This window comes from Aneurinibacillus aneurinilyticus ATCC 12856, assembly GCF_000466385.1.
In the GTDB taxonomy this organism is placed as follows: domain Bacteria; phylum Bacillota; class Bacilli; order Aneurinibacillales; family Aneurinibacillaceae; genus Aneurinibacillus; species Aneurinibacillus aneurinilyticus.
Window position 1 is genome coordinate 17,366 of the sequence record NZ_KE952878.1, and the last position, 23,854, is coordinate 41,219.

18 protein-coding genes are annotated in these 23,854 nt (G+C 41.6%); 14 read left to right on the forward strand and 4 right to left on the reverse strand.

Going from position 1 to position 23,854, the window contains the following annotated elements:
• Positions 1-117 precede the first annotated feature (117 nt).
• The 4 genes from HMPREF0083_RS20865 to HMPREF0083_RS20880 form a co-directional block, all read right to left on the reverse strand.
• Positions 118-690 (reverse strand): DUF4825 domain-containing protein, encoded by a 573-nt coding sequence (locus HMPREF0083_RS20865; protein ID WP_021623748.1) that lies wholly within the window; start codon positions 688-690, stop codon positions 118-120.
• Between the two features lies 1 nt (position 691).
• Positions 692-1,369, reverse strand: a complete 678-nt coding sequence (locus HMPREF0083_RS20870; protein ID WP_021623749.1) for a permease prefix domain 1-containing protein — start codon at positions 1,367-1,369, stop codon at positions 692-694.
• On the reverse strand, positions 1,366-1,725 hold the full coding sequence (locus HMPREF0083_RS20875; protein ID WP_021623750.1) for a PadR family transcriptional regulator: 360 nt from the start codon (positions 1,723-1,725) through the stop codon (positions 1,366-1,368). The genes HMPREF0083_RS20870 and HMPREF0083_RS20875 overlap by 4 nt, the downstream gene beginning before the upstream one ends.
• A gap of 368 nt (positions 1,726-2,093) precedes the next feature.
• Positions 2,094-2,555, reverse strand: a complete 462-nt coding sequence (locus tag HMPREF0083_RS20880) for a CarD family transcriptional regulator (RefSeq protein ID WP_051354747.1) — start codon at positions 2,553-2,555, stop codon at positions 2,094-2,096.
• A gap of 425 nt (positions 2,556-2,980) precedes the next feature.
• Between HMPREF0083_RS20880 and HMPREF0083_RS20885 the strand changes: the two genes are divergently transcribed.
• The 14 genes from HMPREF0083_RS20885 to HMPREF0083_RS20950 all read left to right on the forward strand — a co-directional run bounded on the left by HMPREF0083_RS20885 (position 2,981) and on the right by HMPREF0083_RS20950 (position 23,442).
• On the forward strand, positions 2,981-4,288 hold the full coding sequence (locus HMPREF0083_RS20885) for a WD40 repeat domain-containing protein (RefSeq protein WP_021623753.1): 1,308 nt from the start codon (positions 2,981-2,983) through the stop codon (positions 4,286-4,288).
• 10 nt (positions 4,289-4,298) lie between these two features.
• Entirely contained in the window at positions 4,299-5,390 is a 1,092-nt protein-coding gene (locus HMPREF0083_RS20890) for a suppressor of fused domain protein (protein ID WP_021623754.1), read from the forward strand.
• Positions 5,391-5,475: 85 nt separating this feature from the next.
• Entirely contained in the window at positions 5,476-6,576 is a 1,101-nt protein-coding gene (locus tag HMPREF0083_RS20895; protein ID WP_040304224.1) for an ATP-binding protein, read from the forward strand.
• On the forward strand, positions 6,537-8,918 hold the full coding sequence (locus HMPREF0083_RS20900; RefSeq protein WP_040304213.1) for a DUF5682 family protein: 2,382 nt from the start codon (positions 6,537-6,539) through the stop codon (positions 8,916-8,918). Before HMPREF0083_RS20895 ends, HMPREF0083_RS20900 begins: the two co-directional genes overlap by 40 nt.
• Positions 8,903-10,036, forward strand: coding sequence for a VWA domain-containing protein (locus tag HMPREF0083_RS20905; RefSeq protein WP_040304215.1), 1,134 nt, complete (start codon positions 8,903-8,905; stop codon positions 10,034-10,036). The genes HMPREF0083_RS20900 and HMPREF0083_RS20905 overlap by 16 nt, the downstream gene beginning before the upstream one ends.
• 23 nt (positions 10,037-10,059) lie before the next feature.
• Positions 10,060-13,536 (forward strand): DUF4132 domain-containing protein, encoded by a 3,477-nt coding sequence (locus HMPREF0083_RS20910; RefSeq protein ID WP_051354745.1) that lies wholly within the window; start codon positions 10,060-10,062, stop codon positions 13,534-13,536.
• A 22-nt stretch (positions 13,537-13,558) separates the two neighbouring features.
• Positions 13,559-15,187, forward strand: a complete 1,629-nt coding sequence (locus tag HMPREF0083_RS20915) for a hypothetical protein (RefSeq protein ID WP_040304228.1) — start codon at positions 13,559-13,561, stop codon at positions 15,185-15,187.
• 14 nt (positions 15,188-15,201) lie between these two features.
• A complete protein-coding gene (locus HMPREF0083_RS20920) occupies positions 15,202-15,486 on the forward strand; it encodes a hypothetical protein (protein WP_021623760.1) in 285 nt (94 codons plus the stop codon).
• A gap of 13 nt (positions 15,487-15,499) precedes the next feature.
• Positions 15,500-16,378 carry a YwqG family protein gene (locus tag HMPREF0083_RS20925; RefSeq protein WP_021623761.1) on the forward strand — a complete coding sequence of 293 codons (879 nt, stop codon included), beginning with the start codon at positions 15,500-15,502 and terminating at the stop codon, positions 16,376-16,378.
• 162 nt (positions 16,379-16,540) lie between these two features.
• The gene (locus tag HMPREF0083_RS20930) at positions 16,541-16,960 is read left to right on the forward strand and encodes a hypothetical protein (protein WP_021623762.1); all 420 of its coding nucleotides are present in this window, start codon (positions 16,541-16,543) and stop codon (positions 16,958-16,960) included.
• 12 nt (positions 16,961-16,972) lie between these two features.
• Positions 16,973-21,898, forward strand: coding sequence for a DUF4132 domain-containing protein (locus HMPREF0083_RS20935; RefSeq protein WP_021623763.1), 4,926 nt, complete (start codon positions 16,973-16,975; stop codon positions 21,896-21,898).
• Positions 21,899-22,149: 251 nt separating this feature from the next.
• Positions 22,150-22,329 carry a hypothetical protein gene (locus HMPREF0083_RS20940; RefSeq protein ID WP_021623765.1) on the forward strand — a complete coding sequence of 60 codons (180 nt, stop codon included), beginning with the start codon at positions 22,150-22,152 and terminating at the stop codon, positions 22,327-22,329.
• Between the two features lie 22 nt (positions 22,330-22,351).
• Positions 22,352-22,993 (forward strand): hypothetical protein, encoded by a 642-nt coding sequence (locus HMPREF0083_RS20945; protein ID WP_040304233.1) that lies wholly within the window; start codon positions 22,352-22,354, stop codon positions 22,991-22,993.
• Entirely contained in the window at positions 22,984-23,442 is a 459-nt protein-coding gene (locus HMPREF0083_RS20950; RefSeq protein WP_021623767.1) for a hypothetical protein, read from the forward strand. Before HMPREF0083_RS20945 ends, HMPREF0083_RS20950 begins: the two co-directional genes overlap by 10 nt.
• Positions 23,443-23,854 lie beyond the last annotated feature (412 nt).

The following is a 23,854-nucleotide window of genomic DNA, read 5'->3' on the forward strand; positions in this document are numbered from 1 at the left end:
ATTTAATCATATAATAAACAAAAAAACATTCAATCAAATGAGGCAATAATAGATACATAAAAATAGGCCACGTAATGGTGATGCATACCGCTGCGTGGCCTGTTATTTCTTGCTATTTCATTGAACCTCTTTTTCAAGCTTGACGTTTTGTGAAAAAAATTGATTGACGTAGTTTTCGTCTGTTAATTTACTTTGTACCTTATGTTTCCATAATTCGTTGTTTTGAAGGGAGGAAAGTTTAATCCCATACCATTTTTCAACATCACTTCTTGCTATCAGATAGGAGAGGTTGTCAAAGTTAAATCGTATAAATTCAAGGTTGTCGATCAATACGAAGTTTGCCGTTGAGTTGTAAAAAATCGCCTGCTTACATTCCTGTTCACCCAAGTTGACCACACTTTCTTTATAGTTTATGTCTGCTGTTAATTCCTCAGGATACAGCTTATATGTTTTAGGAATATTTCCGAGAGGAAGATTGTCATTCAAATGACTAAGATTGGAAATATTGCCCATGTATTTATTTTTATAATTTAGTACAGCAGTGAAGTCATGGGTTAATGGATTTCTTTGCTCCATTTTATATTGTTCTTCCTTTGCTTTCATTCTTGGATTCACAAAACCTTCAACTACAATAAATGAAATAATTCCTATAACGATTAAAGCGATAATTACAATATTATTTCTTTTCATCCTAGCTATTCACCTCATATTTACCTAATATGCTACAAGCCTTATTAAACAAAAGTGGTATAGCGATGGAGATAAATGGATAGCTGAACGAATAAAGAAGTTCCGCAAGCTGATAGGGACCAGATATATGAACAGGTCTCCAAAACCATAGATCACTTCCAAATCTCAAAGCTATAATTGTAACCAATATGGCAATAATGAACATCAACCAAATAAGCCATATCTTACGCTTCCATTTAAAGACATATTTTATGTTGACAATAGAAACTGTATCACGAGTTTCATCATTCGTGCGCCAAATCATGAAAAGATAAATCACGCCAACCATCATACTGACAAACATGAGTGCTTCATTCAAAAGTACCCCTTTAAACATGATTCTTGCTGGTATCGTTATTATCCATATAAGCAAGGAATAAATCAGTGCAGTCTGAATAAGCTCTGTAAGATATCGGTTTACATAGATCCGATGGTTTCCATCGATCATAAAATCCACTGAATCGATATGCTTCACCGCTTGGTCAAACGCTTCATCACGAGACATGCCTTGTTCCACATAATCCTCAACCTTTGCTTCCAGATTGGTGAGAATCTCCTCTTTCATTTCTTGGATTTCTTGGCTCTGTTTATAATTTGAAAACAATCTTTCGACGTAATTCGAAAGCTCTTTTTTTATCACAGTGAATCACTCTCCTTGTCAATGATCATGATAAGGCGGTCAATCAAGTTTTTTGCGGCTTCCCAATCTTTGCGATTTTTTAGATAAATTTCCTTGCCTGATTCAGTTATTCGATAATACTTTCTTCGTCCCCCTTGAGTTTGTTCTCCCCAGTAAGATTCAACCAGCTTTTGTGATTCCAGACGCCGCAAACTTGAATAAAGCGTCGGCTCTTTGAGCTCGAATGTTTTTTCACTTTTTAAAAAAATTTCCTTGATAATGTTATATCCGTAATTATCTTCGTGTATTAAGACGCTCAATATGATCGTGTCAATGTTTCCGCGTATCAAATCACTATTAATATGCTGCTCATCCATTCTGGTTCACCGACTTTCTATTTCATAAATTGCATTATAAGACATATTACTATGTCTGTAAAGGTACTTTATCTGATGTAGTTCATTAATCAGGTAACCAGTCTTGAATCTTTTTCTATCCCCCTATGGATACCAAGGATGTGGTCGCCATCCATTAATGTGTTCTGCACCTCAACAAAAAAAGGCTGGTGTGTTTTTCACCAGCCTTTGATTTTCTTCTTTTTTCCGAATTTCCTACTTCCAACCATGCTATTCTGTCAAACTATCAAGTGTAATTTATATAGCAGGTGCTTTTTTGAGATTAAAATGGGAGTAGTATATAAGAGAATATGGTATGAATTTCTTGTAATTCAAAGCTAAAAAATTTTTTAATCCATCATTTCTGTTTTAAGGGTTTCTTGATCCAATAAATCAGTGGCCTGATTTTTAGTACATCCTTTAACTAATGCCAACTCGCTAATAACAAATTTTCGTGCATCATCCAGCAACTTCTTTTCACTCGTATTAAGGACTTTCTCTTTGTTTCTATGCAGTAAATCGCGGATAACTTCAATTTCTTCTTGAAGATTACCGGTTTTGATTTTATCCATGTTTATACGATACCTTTGGCTCCAAGGAAGTGAGCAGTCCCATTCTTCGTGCTGAAAAATAAGCAGTGCATTTTCTAATGTAGACATATCCACAGTCGGGCGTATGCCTAGAGTTGATGCTTTATCCATAGGAACCATTACTTGCATATTACCAATTGGCATTTCAATAATGTAATACAGTTGTTTTTTACCTAAAATCTCCTTTTCTTCGATAGCTTTGATTACACCTGCACCATGCATGGGATAAACAACCTTATCACCAACTTCAAACAAAAAGTCCACCTCCGATACGTAGTCTATTTAAGGATATCATATTATTAAATTTTTATCAAAAAATAAAATGATAACATAAAATAATAACTTAAGTCAATGTTTTTATGAGATAATCTTTTGATTATTTCAAAATATTATAATAATTTTAGCGTGAGTTTTTTGCTATATACATCTGGTTTGATAAATCGACAAACTTTTGTGGTAGGAGGTAAGAAAAGACAGAGAAAATCAGAGATTAGAAAAAGACTTGCTGGCCTTTCTTCTGCCGGAGCGCAGGGCGCATCCAACCTCTTCTTTTTCCGAATCTCCTACTTCCAACCGCGCTATCATGTCAAACTATCAAGTGTAACTTATTATAGTTTGCTTAATAAAGAGGGGAGAAGAAAATATTTATGGACTGGACTTTATATGATACACAATCCAAAAGATGGCGGAACGAAGGAAAGCGATACATTGCGGCTATTAATGCATTCGTAGAAAAAGGCATGCAGGATGGCTGGGATAGCGTAGGGGCTGAACCGCAAGAAACACGGGAAGATATGGCGCAGGAAGTCCTGAAGATTGTTCGTCAGGCAAATGAATCAGGAGAAATTGCCGCTTTGCGTGAATACTTTCCCCCTGCACATGAGCCGCTGATCGGGCTTATCCGTGAGAAGGGGCAAGCGATTCGTTCTGTTTTTTATATTGATGAAAATCGGATGGTATTTACGGTCGGAGCATCATGGGAACCAACTACAGTTTATTTGTTTGCCGATAATCAGTTCGAGATCCTACCGAACGTTCATGGTGTTGGCCGTTCCCCCGATGGGCGAATTTATGCGCTTGCTTATGAAAATGGAATTTATACATATGATGGGTGGCAAGGAAGCGAGCTTCAGCGGTTTGACTGGCCAACCGGGCTGGAAGGGATTCCGGGGGAGTGGACGGTAGAATCTATGGAGGAAGCTCGAAGCATTACCGAGCTTATTCCATTTCCTGATCAACAGCGTCTTTTGCTGGTGAATGCTACTGGAGTTTATGTACTTTCAACAGAAGGGGCCAGGCGCTTACATCCTGATAAGGAAACAATACAGGAATGGAAAGAAGATATGGAGGAAGATGAGCCTTTCAGCATACAAATCGACATGGAACACGGAGCTATATCCAGGGATGGAAAATGGATCGCATTTGGCTCACAAGACAGTGAGCACCTTGTTTTTAACGCTGAGCTGAACATAAATGATGTTTGGCATCCGGAATCGTCATATCCGCACTACGCTTTATTCTCCTATGATAGTCGTAATGTTTTGTTCAATGCATGCCATTTTTACAACGGGGTAAGCATTGCCGTTCCCCTGGAACAAACAGTACCCGCTGAAGCAACAAGTAAAGATAGCGACGAGTTTATCGTTGATGATGAATGCCGCATATACGCGGGGGTAAGTTGGGGGGACGTATTCATCGTAGGTGATGCATATGGATATGTACGAGCCTGGAGCATAACAGGAGAATTCCGCTGGCGGCTTTTCGTCGGCTCTACAATAAGTGGTATGGATATATCACCTGATGGAAAAATACTGCTTGTCGGAACGTACGGCGGCATATTGCACCGTATTCGCCTTGATGCGGGTAGAGATGAATACATGATTGGAACCGGGGAGCATAGTGAGGAACGCCGTTGGTTAATTTGGAAAAAGGAACAACAAATTCTTGCCTGGTAAAGGAGACAATATGGAATCCAATATATTAATTGAAGAACAATCCCCTTTATGTCCGATTATAGCCTTCGTCGAAGAATCCAATCATTGCGTCTATTTTTATCTGATGGAGCACCCGGATTCAGAGGAACGAAGATTTAGAACGGTGTGGGTACGGAATTATGGTGAGGCGCTCGATGACATCTCCTCTGTTGAAGACATGCGCTCCGGTCTGCCGCCCCGCCTGCCCGCCCCGTTTTGTGCACATCCTGATGGCGCACAGAAGCTGGAGCCGGAAAAGTTAGAAATCGTTTGGTTTGAAGAAGGGGATGCTGCGGCCCTATTGTATGAAGAAGACATTCTCGCTATCATTCCGGGCTGGGGCGGAAATGATGAATACCCCGGTTATGCACGTGATTGCATTGAAATGACACCATACGGAATGCCGTTAGGCACCCCTTCCGAGAATGTGTTATTCAAACGGGTAGAACAGGCCAGACAGTTTTGGCGCAGCTGGGATGAAGAGAGCTGGCCGCAGCTGCAAGCAAGTCTCTTGCAGGCAACGGAAAATAAGCTGGGAAAGCATAAGAAATATTACGCAATCGATGGCGGAAGTTGGCCGCCAAAAGCGATAGTTATGATGGAACAAGGAGATATAACGTATGTTGTGACTCTTGGTGTTTCACTTGTGCCACAACCTGTTGTAGAGCAATATACGGAGGAGCCAGAGAAGCATCGTCGTATTGAGTTGGCTCTGGCGCTTCCGACCGTTTTACTGCAAAAAAATGAACAGGGGATTCTTCGATACATAAGCGGCCTGACCAATATCCCATGGGAGCAAATCACATGGATAGGACATGGTCATACAGTTGATACGGATCAATTTTTAGGCAATGATGAGGAGTTTGCGGCTATCATGCTTGTTCAGTCGCCGGAACATGCACCGGATATTCCATTTGTGCCTTATCGGGGCGATGATATATCCCTTCTCTGGATTGTACCGATTACAGGAGCCGAGCATGAATATATAATGCAGTACAGCAGTATGGAATTAATGCAAAAAGTAAAGAAAACGGCAGTAAATTCCCTTTGGCTTTTTGATGGTCAGGCCAAATTCGCTTTATGATTTTATTATAGGATAGGCTCAGTCTTCATTTGTTCATAAGGATAAAAATAGACTTGTTAAGAAAAACGGGAGGCAATGAATGATTATGGATACGATAAAACCACCTGCTGAAACCCTTTATGAAAAAGAGTTGCAAGCACTCCTGTTACACGACAAAGCACCCAAACCGCCTAACTGGCTTTTATCTCCTAAAGCTGTGCGGGATTTTATTCTCGGTCGGGATGCATCGCTAGATTTGAACGGGGAAAGCGTGGAGATTACCCGCAAATTTTATGGAGACGATGTCTTAATCGAACGGGCAATCGTTTCTTTGGCTGGAAATCGTGGTTTGATGCTCGTAGGCGATCCGGGAACGGCGAAAACAATGCTTAGTGAGCTTTTATCTGCCGCCATTTCAGGCACAAGTACGAATACGATTCAAGGCACTGCCGGTACAACAGAGGACATGATTAAATACTCCTGGAATTATGCCATGCTGTTGGACAAAGGCCCTTCACTTCAGGCGCTAATCCCTTCTCCTTTGTATACAGGCATGAAAAAAGGAATAATTACTAGATTTGAGGAGATTACACGTTGCCCTGCTGAAGTACAGGACGTACTGATTAGCATTGTAAGCGATAAAGTAATGAACATTCCCGAATTGGAAGATGGTATTTTATTCGCCAAACCCGGCTTCAATATTATTGCAACAGCGAACATTCGCGACAAAGGCGTGAATGAAATGAGCAGCGCATTAAAACGCCGGTTTAATTTCGAAACAATTTTCCCGATTAACAACGTTAAAATGGAAGCGAAAATTATCGAATCACAGGCAAGAACGATGCTGCGTCAGAGCGGCGTGTCGATTGAGACGGACCGTGATGTCGTAGAACTGTTAGCGACTACTTTTTTGGAGCTGCGAACAGGAGAGACGCAGGAAGGCTACAAAATTGATACACCGCAGGCGGTCATGAGTACCGCTGAGGCCGTTTCTGTTTATGTACAAAGCGCAATGACCGCTCACTTTTACGATGACAAGCCAATTTCTTTGGAACGGCTGGTACAAAATATGTTAGGTGCTGTCGTCAAGGATAATCATAAAGATCTGAATGTGCTAAAAACGTATTTTTCCAAAGTAGTAAAAGAAAGAGCAAAGGGTGAAGGGTTGTGGGAGGACTATTACAACATGAAAAAATGGATCAAATAACGACGCTTTTCGCCGAAGAAGTGTTCAACTTTGAAAAGCAGGTTATCTACTTTCCCGTGCGTCATCATAGTCCTGCCTGCTCCTATCACTTACAAAGGACAATTGCCGCATATAAACCGGAGATAATTTTGCTAGAAGGCCCGGAGAATAGCGATCATCTCATTGATATTCTCACTGCGGAAAAAACAAAGCCGCCTGTCAGCATCTACTATGGCTATGCGACGGAGGAACATACATATGTTTGTTACTATCCTTTTCTCGACTATTCGCCTGAATATGTAGCGCTTAAGGAAGCGGCACAACACGGAATTTCTGCCAAGTTTATTGATCTCAGCTATGGTAGTCGCCTTGAAAGCTTGAAGCAAGGCCATGATTTGAAGAAAGAAAATAAAAAGCTTTCCTATCATGATGAAACATTGTTGACAGGCTCCTCGTTTATTCGCCGTTTGTGCGAGAAGATGAAATATCGTACGTTTGATGAGCTATGGGAAGCTATATTTGAAATTGAAGGCATCAAAAAAGAAACACCGGATTTTGTCCGTGATGTGTTTGCCTATTGTTATTTATCAAGAATGGCATACGAGGACGATGTTCTTGAAGAGGAAGGAAATTTCGTCCGCGAGGCGCAGATGAAGCGACATATTGAAATGGCGAAACAAGAATATACGAGAATTCTGGTCGTCACCGGCGGCTTCCATACATACGGTTTAATCGAAGAACGCAATATGACATACAAAGTAAGGAAAGCAGCAGGCGAAAAGGTATATCCAATGGTGTATACATTCGCGGAAGCGGATCAGCTTAACGGCTATGCGAGCGGTATGCCGTTTGTAAACTATTACGATAAAATCTGGCAGGCTTTATGCCGGCAAAGTCCCTTTCCTTACACGAAAAGCAATATCAATCTATTGGCAGAGCTGTTGCATATGATACGAAAAAAAGGGGAGAGTGTATCGGTTGCTGATGCAATTGAGGCGAATGATCTAATTGGCGGACTTGCGTCTCTACGTTCGAAGCGGGAAGGCGGAGCATATGAGTTGCTTGATGCTGTCACATCGGCATTTACGAAGGGTGAGCGTTCTATTGCTACGTCTGGACCTCTTGAAGCGTTACGGAATATCATGACAGGGAACCGTATCGGTGAAGTGGCTCCAAATGAATTGGATGTGCCAATTGTGCGTGACTTCAAAAGCATGTGTAAAAAATACAGGCTACACATTCATACGACAGGAAAAAAGCAAAAGATGCTGGATGTGTATGCTAAAGCGTTACATCGTGACAATAGCCGCTTTTTTCATTGCTTGCAGTTTCTAGGAGTCGAATTTTGCGAAAAGGAATCAGGACCGGACTGGGCAAATTATAAACACATTAATCTGGTAAGAGAAGGCTGGACATATAGCTATTCTTCCTCTGTCGAAGCAAGGCTTATCGAAAATTCGGTACATGGTGGTAGCATTCGGGAGGCAGCTATCCATAAGCTTGAAGGTATCATCAAGCAAGTACCTAACCATAACAGCTGTGAGGCAGCGAAGTGGCTGCTGCAAGCCATTTTGATGGGGCTTGAGGAAATAGGCGGACGGTTGTTTGTTATGGTTGAGGACTATGTTAAGCAGGACAGTTCTTTTCTCTCCCTTTGTCAAACGTTTCATACGCTTACTTTGCTTTATGAACAAAAACGTTTGTTCGCGTTTACGGAGAGTGAACGTATCGAAAAGCTGATTAGCGAAACATATTATCATGCTGTCAGCAAAATCTATGCGCTTGCGCAGCCAAATCCGGAAGAAATAGAAGGCATCATCGAGAATTTAAAGCGTCTTTATATGGTAATGATGAAAGAAACCCTGGTACTTGCCGAGGAAATCTTCCATGATCAGCTAGGTGAATTGCTTTATGCTAAGACACTTCCGCCTCAACTGGAAGGAGCTGTTGCGGCTATTTTGTTTAATCTCAACCTGCTTGAGCGGGAGGAGATTGTCCAGCGTGCGAGAGCGTATATGTTCGGAACAACGGAAAAAATGATGTTGACAGCTCGCTACTTACAAGGAGTATTTATGATTGCCCGCGATGTCTTTTTATATGATGAGCAATTACTCGCCGATCTGGATTATGTGATAAATGGTCTTTCCTATGAAGACTTTTTACAGATAGCACCTGAATTAAAACTTGCTTTTACGTATTTTAGCCCAATGGAGATCATCACAATCTCGGAAAATGTGGCAAATCTCTATCAGACAAACATCGTAGAAATAAATGGCCCTGCGCTGGATGAACGGATGCTAATAAAGGCGAAAAATCTTGACCGGACAATTCGGAAGGAGTTTGCCAGATGGAATCTCGTATGAAGCAAGAAAATGTGAATCGTTGGCGGTTACTTCTGGGGCAGAATGCTGCTGGTCCGCTGACCGGCATCGAAGGGTATGAAGAAGCGAGCTTTGTCTACAAAGAAGTTGACGAGATTTTACACTATTTGTACGGACGGGAATATGGCGATGAACGGGGATATCGCCAGGGGGGACAGGAAGGTTCCTCGCTTACGGTTCCTGCCTGGTTGAGTAAAATTCGTACTGTTTTTCCGAAGGAAACGGTTGAGATTTTAGAAAAGCAGGCACTAGAGAGATACAATATGACCGAATTGTTGACCGATCGGGCAGTACTTGAAAGTTTGGAACCGAATATGCATTTGCTTAAAAGCATTTTACAGTTTAAAGGGTACATGAAAGGTCAAGTCATCCAAAGTGCTAAAGAAATCGTTCGTAAAGTGGTTGAGGAAATAAAAAGAAATCTCGAATCAGAAATTCAGACAAGCATAATCGGTGCGATAAACCGTCAAAAACGGGGCTATAGCAAATCATTAAAAAATTTTGATGTGCAAAGAACGATTATCAAAAATCTAAAAAACTATGATCGGAAAAATAAGCGGTTCATCCTTGAACAGCTGTATTTTCATAGCAATGTTCAGCAGTATAATAAGTGGAATATCGTTATTCTTGTCGATGAAAGCGGCAGTATGCTTGACTCGGTTATTTATAGTGCTGTTATGGCAAGTATTTTCAGCAAGCTAGCCGCTTTGAAAACAAATCTTGTCATCTTTGATACCAAAGTAGTAGACCTAAGCAGCCAGCTCGAAGATCCGATTGATTTGCTAATGAGCGTACAGCTAGGCGGGGGTACACACATTGCCAAAGCGCTTAAATACGGCAATACGCTGCTAGAGAATCCGGGCAGAACAATTTTTATTCTTGTTAGTGATCTGGAAGAGGGATATTCCATGCATGAGATGTACCGTGCAGCTCAGGCCATTATTGATACTGGATGCAAATTTCTTGTACTAACTGCTCTCGATTTTGCAGGCAATGTACATTATAACAAGCAAGCGGCCCGTAGGTTGGCGGATATGGGGGCGCATGTGGCTGCACTTACACCTAATGAATTGGCGCAGTGGATCGGTAAGATTATTTGATAAGGAAAAGAGGGGGAAAGGATATGTTATTTAAAAGCAAGCAGGCGCCACTTATTACGGCATTCGCTACGGTATGTAAACGAGAATGCAAAATTGACGCCGAGCAATATGAGCAAATTATCGATTATGTAGCCGGAGAATGCGAGACACTTCCGGAGCTTTCGAGCCAGCGTATATATATGTACGATTTTGAATCAACGATAAAAAAGATGTGGAAGCAAGGCATGGAAGCAGAATATTTCCGTGCGCTGCAAGTGCTCTATCGGATGAGTGCTACACAAAGTAGAAAAATGGAAGTTATTTCTTTGTACATTGGAGAGTCCCTTATATTTAACAAGCTGCACGGGGAAGAGGATGTACCAGCTAAGCTTTATGAACGGGCGGAAAAGCTGAAAACGATACGGGATGTACTTGGGGAAGAAGCGATTCGCATATATGCGGAACATTTCATAAAGGAGGCAAAGGCGGAGCTGGCACGGTCAGCAGGCGCTCCGCGGTCTGCAGGCTTAACAGTCGACATGGTTAATTTATTGCTTGAATGCAAAGTTATTTCCCTGCTCCATTCTTCGTATTTGGAGATGATAAAAGCAGATATCCATCCTTTTATTTATTACCTTGTTACAGAGAACCATGCAGAGGTTTCCGAAGAAGTGGACCGTATGACTGAGGAGCTATGTACATCTCCTTTGCCAGCCGGAGCTTCTATCACCTATCTGGAGTTAGAGAAGGCCTTCCGGGAGAAAAGGAAGGGACAGGTAGGCAAAGAAACACTGCCAGCTAAAGAATATAAATTGTATATCACACTGCTATGCACAGGCTTGCTTTATAAAGTCAACCTGCATGGAAGCAAAGAAAACTTTTTGCATCAGGCAGATGCCAGCGATCAGAAGCTACTCGATGCTTTAGCTGTGTTGTATGATGTTATTCCGCTCGATCTTATTGACACGCTTCTCTTATCGGATATACCACAGGGCGAACAAATAGCGTATATGGAAGATGTGCTGACGGATATTTTACCGGCAACCGAACCGTATCTTTTGCTCTTGTCTTTACTTGCTATATTTAGAAAGGATGAGATTGCATGGGATACGGCTGAGCAAAGCATTATAGAAAACCCTGAGAAAGCCGAGCGAGTTTTGTGTATAATCGCCAATTCGATGATTAAGGGTTATATTTACAAAACGCTACAGGAACAAGGCGTGGATATGTCCCATTATGCATCTGATCTTGATGCGTTTTTTGTGCCGGCTATGTTTACGAAAAGCAAGCGTGTAAGGACTTTTTATCGCTATATAACAGGCGGTAGTTCACTAGAGGAAGCATTAGAGCAGAAGGTGCTGAATTCGAGACATTTACATGATGCGGTTTTGTTATTGAGCTTTTTCGAAGTTCGGCATGAATTTTGCCGAAGACTGTTCATCCTATTTAGTCATTATGAAGAAACCGAATACAACTATGTCAAGCTACTCAGCCATTTTTGTGATTCGTTCGGAGATAAGGTTACACTTTTAATGGAAGCCTATATGAACGACCCTGAAGTGAATGCGGAGCAATTTCTTTTTAATATATTTGATTTCCGTTCTTCTTACTGGAACAAATTTACGAACGATGATTATAAAAAGATAATTATGAGCAATAAAGAAAGCATACTATGTATTTATGGGAAATTGCCCGTCGAGGAAAGAATACTTGTGCTAGAGACCTTGTTTGAACAGAAAAAACAGCTTGAACCGTCCTTTTTATATCAAGTGCTGCAGCTTGGATTGCATGATACATCAAAAAAAGCGAGTGCGATTGCTGTCGCTGAATTCATAGAGACAAGAGATAAAGAGTTGTATATACATCTATATAAAACTGAAAAGAAAGCCAAAGTGAAAGAACTGGCACTTGATGCTTTGCGAAATATAGACGGGTATAAAGATGTATATCGTGAATTGCTAGCGAATGAAAAAAACAAAAAGTTTACGGAGCTATTACAGCAATTTATCGAAGCGGAAGACGTAAGTCTTGCGAACGCACATGCGAATGTAGCAAAGATGATTGATAAGCGTAAATTAGCACGTTTGAAGTGGCTTGCTATTCAGCAGTTGCCTGATCTAGTTGAGCAGTCTGGACAACCATTTAGTCAGGACATGAAAGAATACATTCTTAGCCATTCAGTAGATTTTGCAACGGAACCAAGTCCTAAAGCGCTGGAGATGAAAGAATATGCTACCCCACAATCTTTAGGAGAGTTTGCTATCGGTATTCTTCAAGCATGGATGGACAACGGATCGCCTGCCAAAGAAAAATGGGTACTGCCTCTTTGCGCTACTTTTGGCGATTACCGTATTACTGATATATTGGCTAAACAAATCAAAGAGTGGACAGAGCAAGGCCGTGGAGCGATTGCTTCAGAAGCTGTCAAGGCGCTAGCCTTCATGTCGGACACAACTGCCCTGCGTATGATTGATCAACTCAAGCACACAGTCAAAAATCGTCAGGTGAAAAAGGCAGCAGCAGATGCGCTATTGATGGCAGCTCAGCATTTGAACATCACTCCAGAGGAGCTAGAGGATCGTCTTGTTCCGAATTTGGGCTTTGATGAGACAGGTACGCGTACATTCAATTATGGACAGCGTACGTTTACTGTAAAGGTGAACAATGAACTGGAGATTGTTGTTACGAATGATGAAAATGGAAAAATACTAAAAAATCTGCCTAAACCGACGCAAACGGACGATGTAGAGCTGGCGGAGCAGGCTCGCGAAGAGATGAAGCTGCTAAAAAAGGAATTAAAAAATGCTATCAAGATTCAGAGCATGCGCCTGGAGAATGCTCTGTCAACTAATCGTCTGTGGAGTACGAATGACTGGAAAAATCTATTTGTGAACAATGTATTAATGCAAAGGTTTGCGATCGGTTTAATCTGGGGTGTATATGAGGAGGACCGATTGCAAGAAACATTCCGTTATATGGAGGATGGCACATTTAATACAAGCGATGAGGAAGAATACGAATGGCAGGAAGATGTACGAATCGGCCTTGTTCATCCGCTTGAGCTGACACCGGAAGTACTGGAAGCATGGCGAACCCAATTGGAAGACTATGAGATTGCGCAACCGATCATTCAGTTGGAGCGCCCACTGTTTTTCCCGACAAAGGAAGAATGCGAAATGAAAGCAGTGGCCCGTTTTACAGAACACGAATATGCACCGGGTACTTTTGCTAATCGGATGGAGAAGCTGGGATGGTACAAGGGTGTTCCGCAAGATGCCGGTTTTTATACAGAGTTTTATAAAGAGTACGGCAATATTATTGTTGAGCTGCTGTTTAGCGGCACAAGCATTAGCTATTACGAAGGTATGGAGGATATTCATTTAGAAGAATTGGCCTTCTATCGAAATCATTTTGAACGCTACCATTATTACAGGAAAGAATCCCGGCTTGATATAGCCACCATACCGCCTCGTATATTCAGCGAAACGTTATATGATATTACCCGGGCAACTGAAAAATAGCAGATGAATGGCTGAGGTGTATATGGTACATGTAAAGGAGAGGTTTGAACAATTTATTGCGCTTTGCAGCGAAGAGTATTTAACTACGCATGCTAATAAGGGCTTGTATAAACGGGCGATAAAAGAAATCGAGAAAGGAACCACCGTGCACTATGAGTTCTCGGATGAGCATGTCAACTGCACGCTTAATGACGGGACGCTTTGTCAGCTTCAGGATCGTATCGACAAATTCTTATGTTCTTGTCCGTCTGATAAAATTTGCAAACATGTGATCATCGCTATCCTCTATTACACACAAACTGAGGAATTGGTAACAGAAGAAAGAAAAGGCGATTTTACCTGGCTTTTGGCATTATCCGCAGAGAATATTTGCAAACATTTCAGTGAGGTACAAATAGATGAGGTGCTTTTTCGGCTGCATTATCCGGAAGAAATCGAGACGCGGGAAAGTGGGTTCCTTGCGATTAAACTGAAGGAGCAGAACATAGAGGTTACGTTTGAGGAAGAAGCAGATTTCGGATCAAGTACGTGCAGCTGCAAGGCAAAAGAAAGCTGTGTTCACCGCTTGGAGTCGCTTCTGCGCTATCGTTTGGCGCATCATGTTACCGACATGCCAGTGATGAAGGTGGACGTAAACGTGTCAATGGACGTAGTGGAGGACTGCAAACGAATTCTTGCAGAAATTATCAGCTTCGGATTAGCCAAGCTTCCACAAGGGATATGCGACCGCTTGGAGGTGCTCGCCATTGCTGCCCGCACCGGAAATTTGCCGAATTTGGAGCGGGGAATCCGATGTCTGCATGGAGAACTGGACCTTTTCTTTAAAAGGCATGTCCGTTTTTCAAAAGAGACTTTTTTAAGACGGCTGACCGAAGCTTATGTAAGTGCGATTGCGCTGGAAAAAGAGTTGCCTGTAGAGCAGATGAAACAGGTTATTGGACGTTTTAGAAGCAAGTATTATACGATTCCGCGTCTGGAATTGTATGCTCTGGGTGCCAATCCGTGGGAAACGCGTTCCGGTTATAAGGGAATTACATATTATTTTTATGCGCTAGAGGAGAAACGAATTTATACGTATACAGATGCCCGTCCCGTGTATTATGAGGATGCCCGTTTTCAATTTGCCGAGCAATACAGAAAAACGGCTTCCTGGAGTGGCGGAATGACAATGCATGATGTATCCAAGTCCCACATCATACTGCGGAACTGCAAAGTTAACCGTGAACGGCGTCTATCTGCAAGCGAGGAAACGCTCGCGATTATGTTGGAACGACGGGATATTGAGGATATGCAAATAGGCTCTTATCTTGTTACAGATTGGAGGCAGATGGGCACGAATGTTTCACTTGCTTTATTTGGAAGCAAGCAGGACGACATATTGCTTCTACAGGTGAAAAAAATCAAACATATTCATTTCGAGCAAGCAACGCAAAACCTGCTATTGACAGCCGAGGATAAGGATGGGAATACACTGGATTTAACAATTGCATATACGGGAGAATTGGCAAACAGGATTCGGCATCTGGAAAAGAGCAGGGAGCTGCGGAACCTCCATGATTTTTATATCCTGGTACAACGCTACGGTACGGTCTACTATCCAATTAGTTTTTTAAAAGGTACCATGCTAACGAACATCAAGCTGGATGTATAGGAGCGTAATATTTAATGAAGGAATGGATTGGACATGTCAATGATTGGCTGGAACGAATACTATTAAAAGGCATCGGACAATTGGATATAGACGATGTGAAGCAACTCGAAAGATTGAGCAATGAGGTCAAGGGGCTAAACATGGACTTTCTGGCTCAACTGCTAACACATCTTGCAGTTGAAGGCAGGCGGTATGTATGGGGGGACGCACAGACAAATCTGGCTACGCTTGTACAAAGCTATTTTTATGTATGCCAGTATAGCCAACTGCTTGCGGAAAACGATGAACAAGAATCATAAGGAGCAAATGTAGATGAAATTTGATCATAAGAAACTGGATAAGCTAATCGCAAAAAACGGATTGGACGAATGCAAACAATACATTTATGACAATGCCAGAAGCATCATCCAATTATCTCTTCTGGGAGAAGAAACGTATGGAAACATTGGGAACTCACGGATTGTTGGATATCCAGATTTACCTACAGGCATGGAATGGCCTGAAACAGAGGATGGGGAACGAATGACATTCATTGCCCAGCTTAATCTTAAGGATATTAAGCCGCTGGACAGGGAAGGCTTGCTGCCGGAAGCGGGTATTCTGTATTTCTTCATGGGATTAGATGAACCGTCCTACAATATTGAACATAAGGTTATTTATGTTGAAAACACGGCAGAGCTTGCAAAATGTGAAATAGATGAGGTCTCAGTATTGGAAGAAACATACGGCGAATTTGTATCGTATCGTTTATCAGCCAAAGAAATTATCCAGTTGCCGACATATGCCTATATGAACAATGAACAGATTTCTGGGGACGATACTCTGTATGACAGATATAGCAATATGGAGAGTGAGTTATTTGACAGAGATGAGAGCTATATTGGACATCTATACGGCTATCCAGAGGGACAGCATGATGACTGCGAGCTTGAAGCGGCGTTGATGATCGTTGCTGCAGAGGAATACGGCTATAAAGAAGAGGAAATCGATAAGCTTGTTCAGCATTTTAGCGGCGATAAGAAGAAGGCACAGCAAGAGATTGATGACATGATTATGCTGCTTGAAGTTGACTCAAGTGATGCTGTTGGGTTTTGCTGGTGGGATTGCGGTGTTATCCACTTTTTTATCCGCCGGGAGGATTTGGTGAACCGAAAGTTCGATAATACCTACTTGTCCCTTTATTCAAGCTGATAAGAATGGATAAAGGAAAAGGGATGAGCAAATGGAAGAAATTCAACCGGTTTCGATATGGATTGGCATAGCGGACATGTTTTCGACGCGACAGTTGATGGTGCCAGGATATTTTATTTAGGAACAGTACCGTTTGACAAGTCATAGAATCGAGGTGGAGGTATGAAAGTGTATGCAACAGTCAAACAACTCGGAAAAAGGAAAAACCATATCGGTGAAAAAGAGATCGAATTGGCAGGTTCACCGGAAACGCTGCGTCAATTGATAATGGAAGTTGTAACAGCAAGTGTGAAGGAGTTCAATCATAGCCTCGATAAACATGCGATTTTTATGTATCTTACTGAAGAAGAACTGGAGAACAGAGCGGCACTTGGCAAGGTTGGATTTAAGGAGAAGCACAACACTACAAAAGAGGATGAGCAAAAGGCAGCTGAGCGGGCTTTGCTCGCCTTTGAAGACGGTTTGTACAAAGTACTCATAAATAAACAGGAAATTGAATCTTTGGATGCGAAGCTGACTGTTCAAGAAGACGACAGACTGGTGTTTATTAAGCTGACGATGCTTTCAGGGAGAATGTGGTAGAGGGGGAGCACGATGAAAGCGAATAAGAAGGAGAATTATTTTGAAAATCTGTATGCTGCGGCCCATTCGTTAAGTGGTAGTGAAAGGGATATAGCTGTAGGCATATTGGACTTTGCTACATGCACGTATACGGACAGAATAGAAAAAACACAACGGTTGAAAAATCTGCTCATGAAAACAGAGCCTGTGACTATCGCAGATATTTTTTCAGGCAGTCATTTTAACGCTTTACTTGTTTTGTTTGGCAAGGAACTGGCGGTGAAATTCAAAAAAATCTGGGATCGGGCTACTGACTATTCGTATGCCCAGGGCTATTACAGACGAAGCTTTAGAACAAAACAAGACATAAGCATTTATTTAGATAAAAATCTTGACAAGCTACGTCTGGTGCTTCATTTATATCAATACGACTTCTCCCTGTTCGACTATCTAACAGTACAAGACTATGAGATTTCTTATTATGTATTACCGGATTTGATCGCGGTCGAAATTGATGATGACAATGCGGAAGTTATCGGGGCGCTTAAGAATATTATCTACAGTGACAACAATGCAGCCCTGCTATCGCACTCTATGATCATGGGCTTATTAATGAGTCATAATAGCGTTGCCCATACGATGTTAGGAGAACTTCTGATAGCGGCAAGGCTACAGGAAGGGCTGCGCCAGAGCATCGTAGAAAAAATTGATGAAGCAAGTCTAGACGCTTTTCTATATATGCTGAAAATAATTATTGACCATGATTTAATTAGATACAGCTCCGTAGTGAGGGCGCTGGATGTGTGGACAGGTCTTAGGATTGAGGCTCAGAAGCCTGCCGTTGCTAAAAAATGCATACAGACAGGCTACAAGTGTTTGACGGATAGCGCATTTTTAGAGGAATGTGTAAACAGCAGCGACAGCATACAGGTGTATATGGCGCTTTGGGCGATAGCTGTTAGAGAAATCAAAGATACAAAGCCGATTATCGAACGATTCATGGCCGGAGAAGAAAAGCATAAAAAACTGGTAGGGCTGTATTTTCTAAATGAGAGTGGCTATTCGGATTTTATGTATGATCTGTCCCATACGTATTTGGATGAGAAGGATGAGGAGGTTCTTTACTGGATACTTATCAACTATCCTGCGTTATCCCTTTACGAGTATAGCGAGGAAGGCTATGCAAAGGCCGGATATAAAACGAGTTTGCCGACTGATATTACAGAGAGAAAGAAGCAATTTGATAAGCTAAAGCACATATTAGAGCAGATGCCTAAGAAGGGGATAACTTTTAAAGAAAGCGTATTTCCCTGGATCGATGTAACGCTGACAGGTGATCTTGTTGCACAAAAATTACTATACGTAACCGGCTATGATATGGATGACGCGTTTAAGGACGAGCTTTTAGACTATACAGATAAGATGAGTGCGGATACAAGGCATAACGTGTTACGTAATTTTGTCGCAAAACCAAAAACTGAAAAGCAAAGAGCGTTTTTATTCGCCTCATTAAACGATAAGAGTATGGCCAATCGCGAAAGTGCATTGAAGCATATCGATTCATTGACATTGTCACCGGATGAGTTTTCAAACGTAGAAAAGCTTCTGTCTCTCAAAACAGGTACGGTTCGGCAGGCCAGTATCAAGCTATTGCTGAAGCTGGATGCTAATGCATTGCTTGATGTTACATCAAGGCTTCTAGCCGATAAAAATGAACAAAAACGTCTTGCAGCGCTCGATATTATATCCAGTATCGAAAAAAAGGAGGATTTTTCCTCTATTTATGATGCATGCCTGGAGCTTATAAAGCAGATAAAACAACCGACTGAAAAGGAAAGGGTGCTCATTGAGAAATTATTGGCAACAGATAAGCCGGAATATAGCAAGGAAAATGGCTTCGGACTTTACAGCCCTTCATCCGAGGTAATGGTTCCGCCACTTACTATTATGAAGGATTTCTCACCGAATGATGTCTTTACACTGACGGAAGAGGAAGTAAAAACGCTCTACACAAACCTGTATTATCTCATCTATCAGCATAGGGATTATGAATATGAGGTCGAATTGTATGATGGGAGCCGCTCAAAAGTTGTGCTCGGTACTTCCTATAGTATACAGACAATAAAGCGAAACTGGGAGGGAGCAAAGGCGATCGATAATTATCCGTTGCCGGATGTTTGGCGAGGGTTTCTTAAGGATAACAATCTGAATTATCGTCAATTGCTGGAATTGCAGTTTTATGAACATATTGAGGAGGATATCGAACGTGAACCGTGGTTTGATACGCTGCTGCACAATGTTTTTCCTATGCAAAAGGCGGAAAACATATGCGCCTTCTTGGAAACATTGGACTACCGTAACCATATTCAAAACATATTGAGTGCATTGATGGGAGAATTCGGAGCGGAAGGGGTATTCGCGACAGCCCTTGATATGATGAAGTATATTACCCTGCAAGTTCCACAGGATAAATTCACGGAATCATACAGCAAGCAGGACGAATCTGCTTCTTATTATTGGTATAGTAAAGATTATGTGACAGGCGCAGATGAAATAGGATTCTGGCTCAGGTTGATGAGTAACAACGTATATGATACCGAAAGCTTCAAGGAATCATTTTATATTCGTTACATGTACTATAGGAATACCGGCTTTGAGCCGCCCTATAAATTTTTGCTTTCTTTTACCGATTTTTGCAGAGCGTACGACGAGGGTATAATCGACGAAGATGAGATGTATAAGGAATTGATGGGCAGACAAAGCAGCGGAGATAACATTAGACAGATTACGGCACCGGAAGGGGAAGGCTACAGAGGAAATCAGCGTTTGAAAAACTTCCCCTTTATAAAGAAATTCGAACATACTGCGGTGGAACGGATTCTTGATATTGAATTAAAAAGAGGTGACCTGCCTACGGATGTTAGCTCTCTTGCTGCAAAAATAGTCCGATACGAAGGAATGAACCATTTCGTAGACATATTGGTTGGGATGCATAACGAGACTTTTGTAAGGGGATATAATTATATTTCTGAAAACCCGACGAAGAAGGAAACATTCAGTCATCTGTTGAAGATATGCTATCCAAAACAGGATGAAGATGAAAAGCTGCTAAAAAAGCTGTTAAAGAGCAGAAACATATCAGAGAAAAGATTGCTCGAAGCAGCCATGTATGCACCACAATGGATCGATATCGTAGAAAAATACTTGGGCTGGAAAGGGCTGAGAAGTGCAGCATGGTATTTCCATGCTCATGTGAATGAAGGCTTCTCCGCACAGAAGGAGACGATTGTTGCTCATTATTCACCTATTGTACCGGCAGACTTTAATGATGGCGCCTTCGATACGGATTGGTTCAATGATGCGTATAAGATGCTTGGTAAAAAGCGCTTCGAGATGCTGTATGAAGCAGCCAAGTATATTTCTGGCGGGGCGAACCACAGACGCTCACAGCTATTTGCCGATGCGGTTCTTGGAAAGTTGAAGCTTGCCGATATGAAAAAATCCATAAAGGAAAAGCGAAATAAAGACCATCTGCTGTGCTATAGCTTGATCCCGATAAAAAAGGATAAGCTTAAGGAAACGTTACACAGGTATGAATGCATTCAGGAATTTCTGAAAGAAAGCAAACAGTTCGGCGCGCAAAGAAGGGAAAGCGAAGCGAAAACCGCAGCAATCGCGCTAGGGAATCTTGCGAGAAATGCAGGTTATAGCGATGTAACAAGACTTACATGGAATATGGAGACACAGAAAATAAAGGGAATTCTACCATATTTGTCTCCGAAGACGATTGAGGGAACAGAGCTATATATAGAAATTAATGAGGAAGGAAAAGCCTCGGTTAAGGCGCTAAAAAACGGCAAGGAATTAAAGAATGTTCCGGCAAAGTTAAAAAAGAATACGTACGTTACAGAGCTAAGAGACATCCAGAAATCCTTGAAGGATCAATATACACGGGCAAAATTAGCGCTTGAGCGTGCCATGGAAGCCAAAAATGGCTTTACACTACAAGAACTCACAAATTTGCAGGAGAACCCGGTTATTGCTCCGCTTATTAAAAATCTAATATTCATGACCGGTGATACGTTTGGATATTTAGAAAACAGCCGACTTACAGTGCCGTTTGGAGGCTTTCACCAGCCAGAGTCTGATGCGATGCTTTATATTGCCCATCCTGTGGATTTGTATGAGAGTGGGCAATGGAGTTTATACCAGAAGGATTTATTTGAAAGGCAAATCATACAGCCATTTAAGCAAGTATTCAGAGAACTGTACAGGCCGAATGAGGATGAGCTAGCAGAAGCGACGATATCCAGGCGATATGCGGGACATCAAATTCAGCCTAAGAAGACAGTAGCACTGCTCAAGGGACGACTATGGACGGTAAGTTATGAAGACGGCCTGCAAAAAGTATATTACAAGGAAAACATCATCGCCAAGCTATATGCGTTGGCTGATTGGTTCTCTCCGGCGGATGTAGAAGCTCCTACTCTTGAAACAGTTGAATTTTTTGATAGGCTAACCTACAAACCGATACCGATACAGAATATACCGAGCATTATTTTCTCGGAAGTGATGCGTGATGTAGATTTAGTAGTAAGCGTGGCGCATGCTGGAAGCGTTGATCCAGAAGCAAGTCTTTCTACCGTTGAGATGCGTGCAGCTATCACGACAGAAACATTGGACCTACTTGGAATAGAAAATGTAACAGTGAAAGGCTCCCATGCGCATATCGCAGGAAAGCTCGGAGAATACACGGTTCATCTGGGAAGAGGTATCGTTCACAGACAGGCAGGTGGTGCCATGCACATCATCCCTGTGCACTCCCAGCATAGAGGAAGACTGTTCCTGCCGTTTATGGATGAAGATCCGAAGACCGCAGAGATTTTATCTAAGATCTTGTTGCTTGCTAATGATACAAAGATAAAAGATCCAAATATCCTAGAGCAAATAAAAGTATAACGATAGAAACAAATATTCGAAGTCTGCCAACTTGATGCCTTTTCAAGCGATTGGCAGGCTTTTGTTTGATAAGCAAATAAAGGGGGACAATGTTTTGGGGATTGATGAAATTAATAAAAATCTTCAGTTGCATTTATCGCAAAATAGCATGGAATGCTTACGTTTACATGCTAGAAAACAGGCAAAAAATGAATTGTTGATGCAGTAGAGCAGGATGATACTGCCGATTGGCATGATTTGAAGAACACTATATGGATGATGAGGACATGTATGTTCAGGAGCGAGCTTGCGAGATATTCGGCTTTCATCAATATGTTCCGGCGAGAGATAAGCTAAGAACGATCGCTGAAACTGGAATGCATAATGGGAAGCTTGCTGCGAAAAGAGCTTTGGAAAAAATAAGGGCCAAAACAAAAGAAAGAAAAGTATAGGATGTACAAAGAAGGAGAAGAGATGAAAATAAACGAAGATTTTATTAAAAATCTAGAGTTACTAAACGATGAAATCGATAAAATACGAGAATACATGACGATTGAGATCTGTACTATTAATGAACTGGATGAAGCACAAATAGGATATGGCATCGATTCAGAAGGCAACTCGCTTATAAAGGGAGAGGCATCATGGGATGAGGATTGGATTGTAATAGGTCGTGAAACGATGTGTGGTGATCCGATTATTGCAGATGCAGCCGAAGCTGGCTATTCGATTTCGATACTAATGCATGATATGGAGAGCTGGGAAGGCGGTAGCTATTTAGCAGAATCAATATCGGAATTTCTCAAGCATTTGCAATATATTGGCATATTTATCGAGCAAAATGGGACAAGCATTCGTAAGAGAGATATTGAAAATTTGGTAAAAACAATTTCAGAAAAAGATTCGTACACAGATGGTGATAGTTGGGAACTCCTATTGCAGCCACTCTTTACTATCGCTAAGCAATATGAGGATGAGATGAAAGCAAAAATAGCGCATATGCTTGAGCAAGGATTGAAGATGTCGGTCATTTCAGAACGCGTAAACATGCCGACAAAAGAAGTATATGAGTATATGAAAGTATTGAAGAGGCAGGGAGAGAAAAGATGGACATAATACGAAGGGACTTGAATGAATTAAGTGATATTGATGTTGACATATATACGTTTGATTCAAAAAAGCTCAGGTATGGTGAAATTATGCTGATTACATTTAAAGGTTATTATCGGACGGGATCTGCTGGGAATTCGGATGCTATGTATATGCGTGCCATGGGTGAAGCTGCACTAATAGCCTGGGAGCCAAGCGGCGCCATTCTGGATATGTCCCAGTTGACGTATAAATGGGGAGATAAACTAGAAATCGTATTTGACACTGGAGCAAGGTACTTTTATGATGAACCGTTTCCAACAGCAGTTGTTGTAGGGCCTAATTGTGAGGAGGCAGTAAGAACATTGCTGCTTGGAATGGATAGTAAGGAACCTATCGAGAGCGTTGAATGGGTTTTTAAAGATCTGGAGGCTGCGTGCAACTATATTGAACAAAAGCTCGAAGAATATAAGTGAGTATAATCTTGATCGCTACTTAATATAAATTGCACCTGATATTTTGACAGGGGAGCGTGGTTGGAAGTAGGGAATTCGGAAAAAAGAAGAAGGTGGATACGCTCTGCGATCCGGTAGAAGAAAGGTCAGCGTGTCTCTTATTCCTACTAACTTGTATATTTAACCATTCCACTTCACATATTAACCCATAGAAACACAATGAAGGAAAAGGTGAGGGTATGGGAAGTGGAGGATTGATGATAAAGCGTATGATGCTGCTTGTGTCCTGTTTGCTGCTCATTATAACGTCAGGCTGCAGTAGTGATCGGCGTGATTTAGAGCGTATGACATTATCCCTAGCTTATGGATGGGATATAGATAAGGATGACAAGTTAACGGTATATCAGGCAAGCACCATTTTTAATAAAGATGT

Excerpts from the sequence above, each read along its gene's own strand:
- HMPREF0083_RS20865 (WP_021623748.1), bottom strand. The coding sequence starts at position 690 with ATGAAAAGAAATAATATTGTAATTATCGCTTTAATCGTTATAGGAATT.
- HMPREF0083_RS20875 (WP_021623750.1), bottom strand. The coding sequence starts at position 1,725 with ATGGATGAGCAGCATATTAATAGTGATTTGATACGCGGAAACATTGAC.
- HMPREF0083_RS20880 (WP_051354747.1), bottom strand. The coding sequence starts at position 2,555 with ATGCATGGTGCAGGTGTAATCAAAGCTATCGAAGAAAAGGAGATTTTA.
- HMPREF0083_RS20885 (WP_021623753.1), top strand. The coding sequence starts at position 2,981 with ATGGACTGGACTTTATATGATACACAATCCAAAAGATGGCGGAACGAA.
- HMPREF0083_RS20890 (WP_021623754.1), top strand. The coding sequence starts at position 4,299 with ATGGAATCCAATATATTAATTGAAGAACAATCCCCTTTATGTCCGATT.
- HMPREF0083_RS20895 (WP_040304224.1), top strand. The coding sequence starts at position 5,476 with ATGGATACGATAAAACCACCTGCTGAAACCCTTTATGAAAAAGAGTTG.
- HMPREF0083_RS20905 (WP_040304215.1), top strand. The coding sequence starts at position 8,903 with ATGGAATCTCGTATGAAGCAAGAAAATGTGAATCGTTGGCGGTTACTT.
- HMPREF0083_RS20910 (WP_051354745.1), top strand. The coding sequence starts at position 10,060 with ATGTTATTTAAAAGCAAGCAGGCGCCACTTATTACGGCATTCGCTACG.
- HMPREF0083_RS20915 (WP_040304228.1), top strand. The coding sequence starts at position 13,559 with ATGGTACATGTAAAGGAGAGGTTTGAACAATTTATTGCGCTTTGCAGC.
- HMPREF0083_RS20920 (WP_021623760.1), top strand. The coding sequence starts at position 15,202 with ATGAAGGAATGGATTGGACATGTCAATGATTGGCTGGAACGAATACTA.
- HMPREF0083_RS20925 (WP_021623761.1), top strand. The coding sequence starts at position 15,500 with ATGAAATTTGATCATAAGAAACTGGATAAGCTAATCGCAAAAAACGGA.
- HMPREF0083_RS20930 (WP_021623762.1), top strand. The coding sequence starts at position 16,541 with ATGAAAGTGTATGCAACAGTCAAACAACTCGGAAAAAGGAAAAACCAT.
- HMPREF0083_RS20935 (WP_021623763.1), top strand. The coding sequence starts at position 16,973 with ATGAAAGCGAATAAGAAGGAGAATTATTTTGAAAATCTGTATGCTGCG.
- HMPREF0083_RS20940 (WP_021623765.1), top strand. The coding sequence starts at position 22,150 with ATGGATGATGAGGACATGTATGTTCAGGAGCGAGCTTGCGAGATATTC.
- HMPREF0083_RS20945 (WP_040304233.1), top strand. The coding sequence starts at position 22,352 with ATGAAAATAAACGAAGATTTTATTAAAAATCTAGAGTTACTAAACGAT.
- HMPREF0083_RS20950 (WP_021623767.1), top strand. The coding sequence starts at position 22,984 with ATGGACATAATACGAAGGGACTTGAATGAATTAAGTGATATTGATGTT.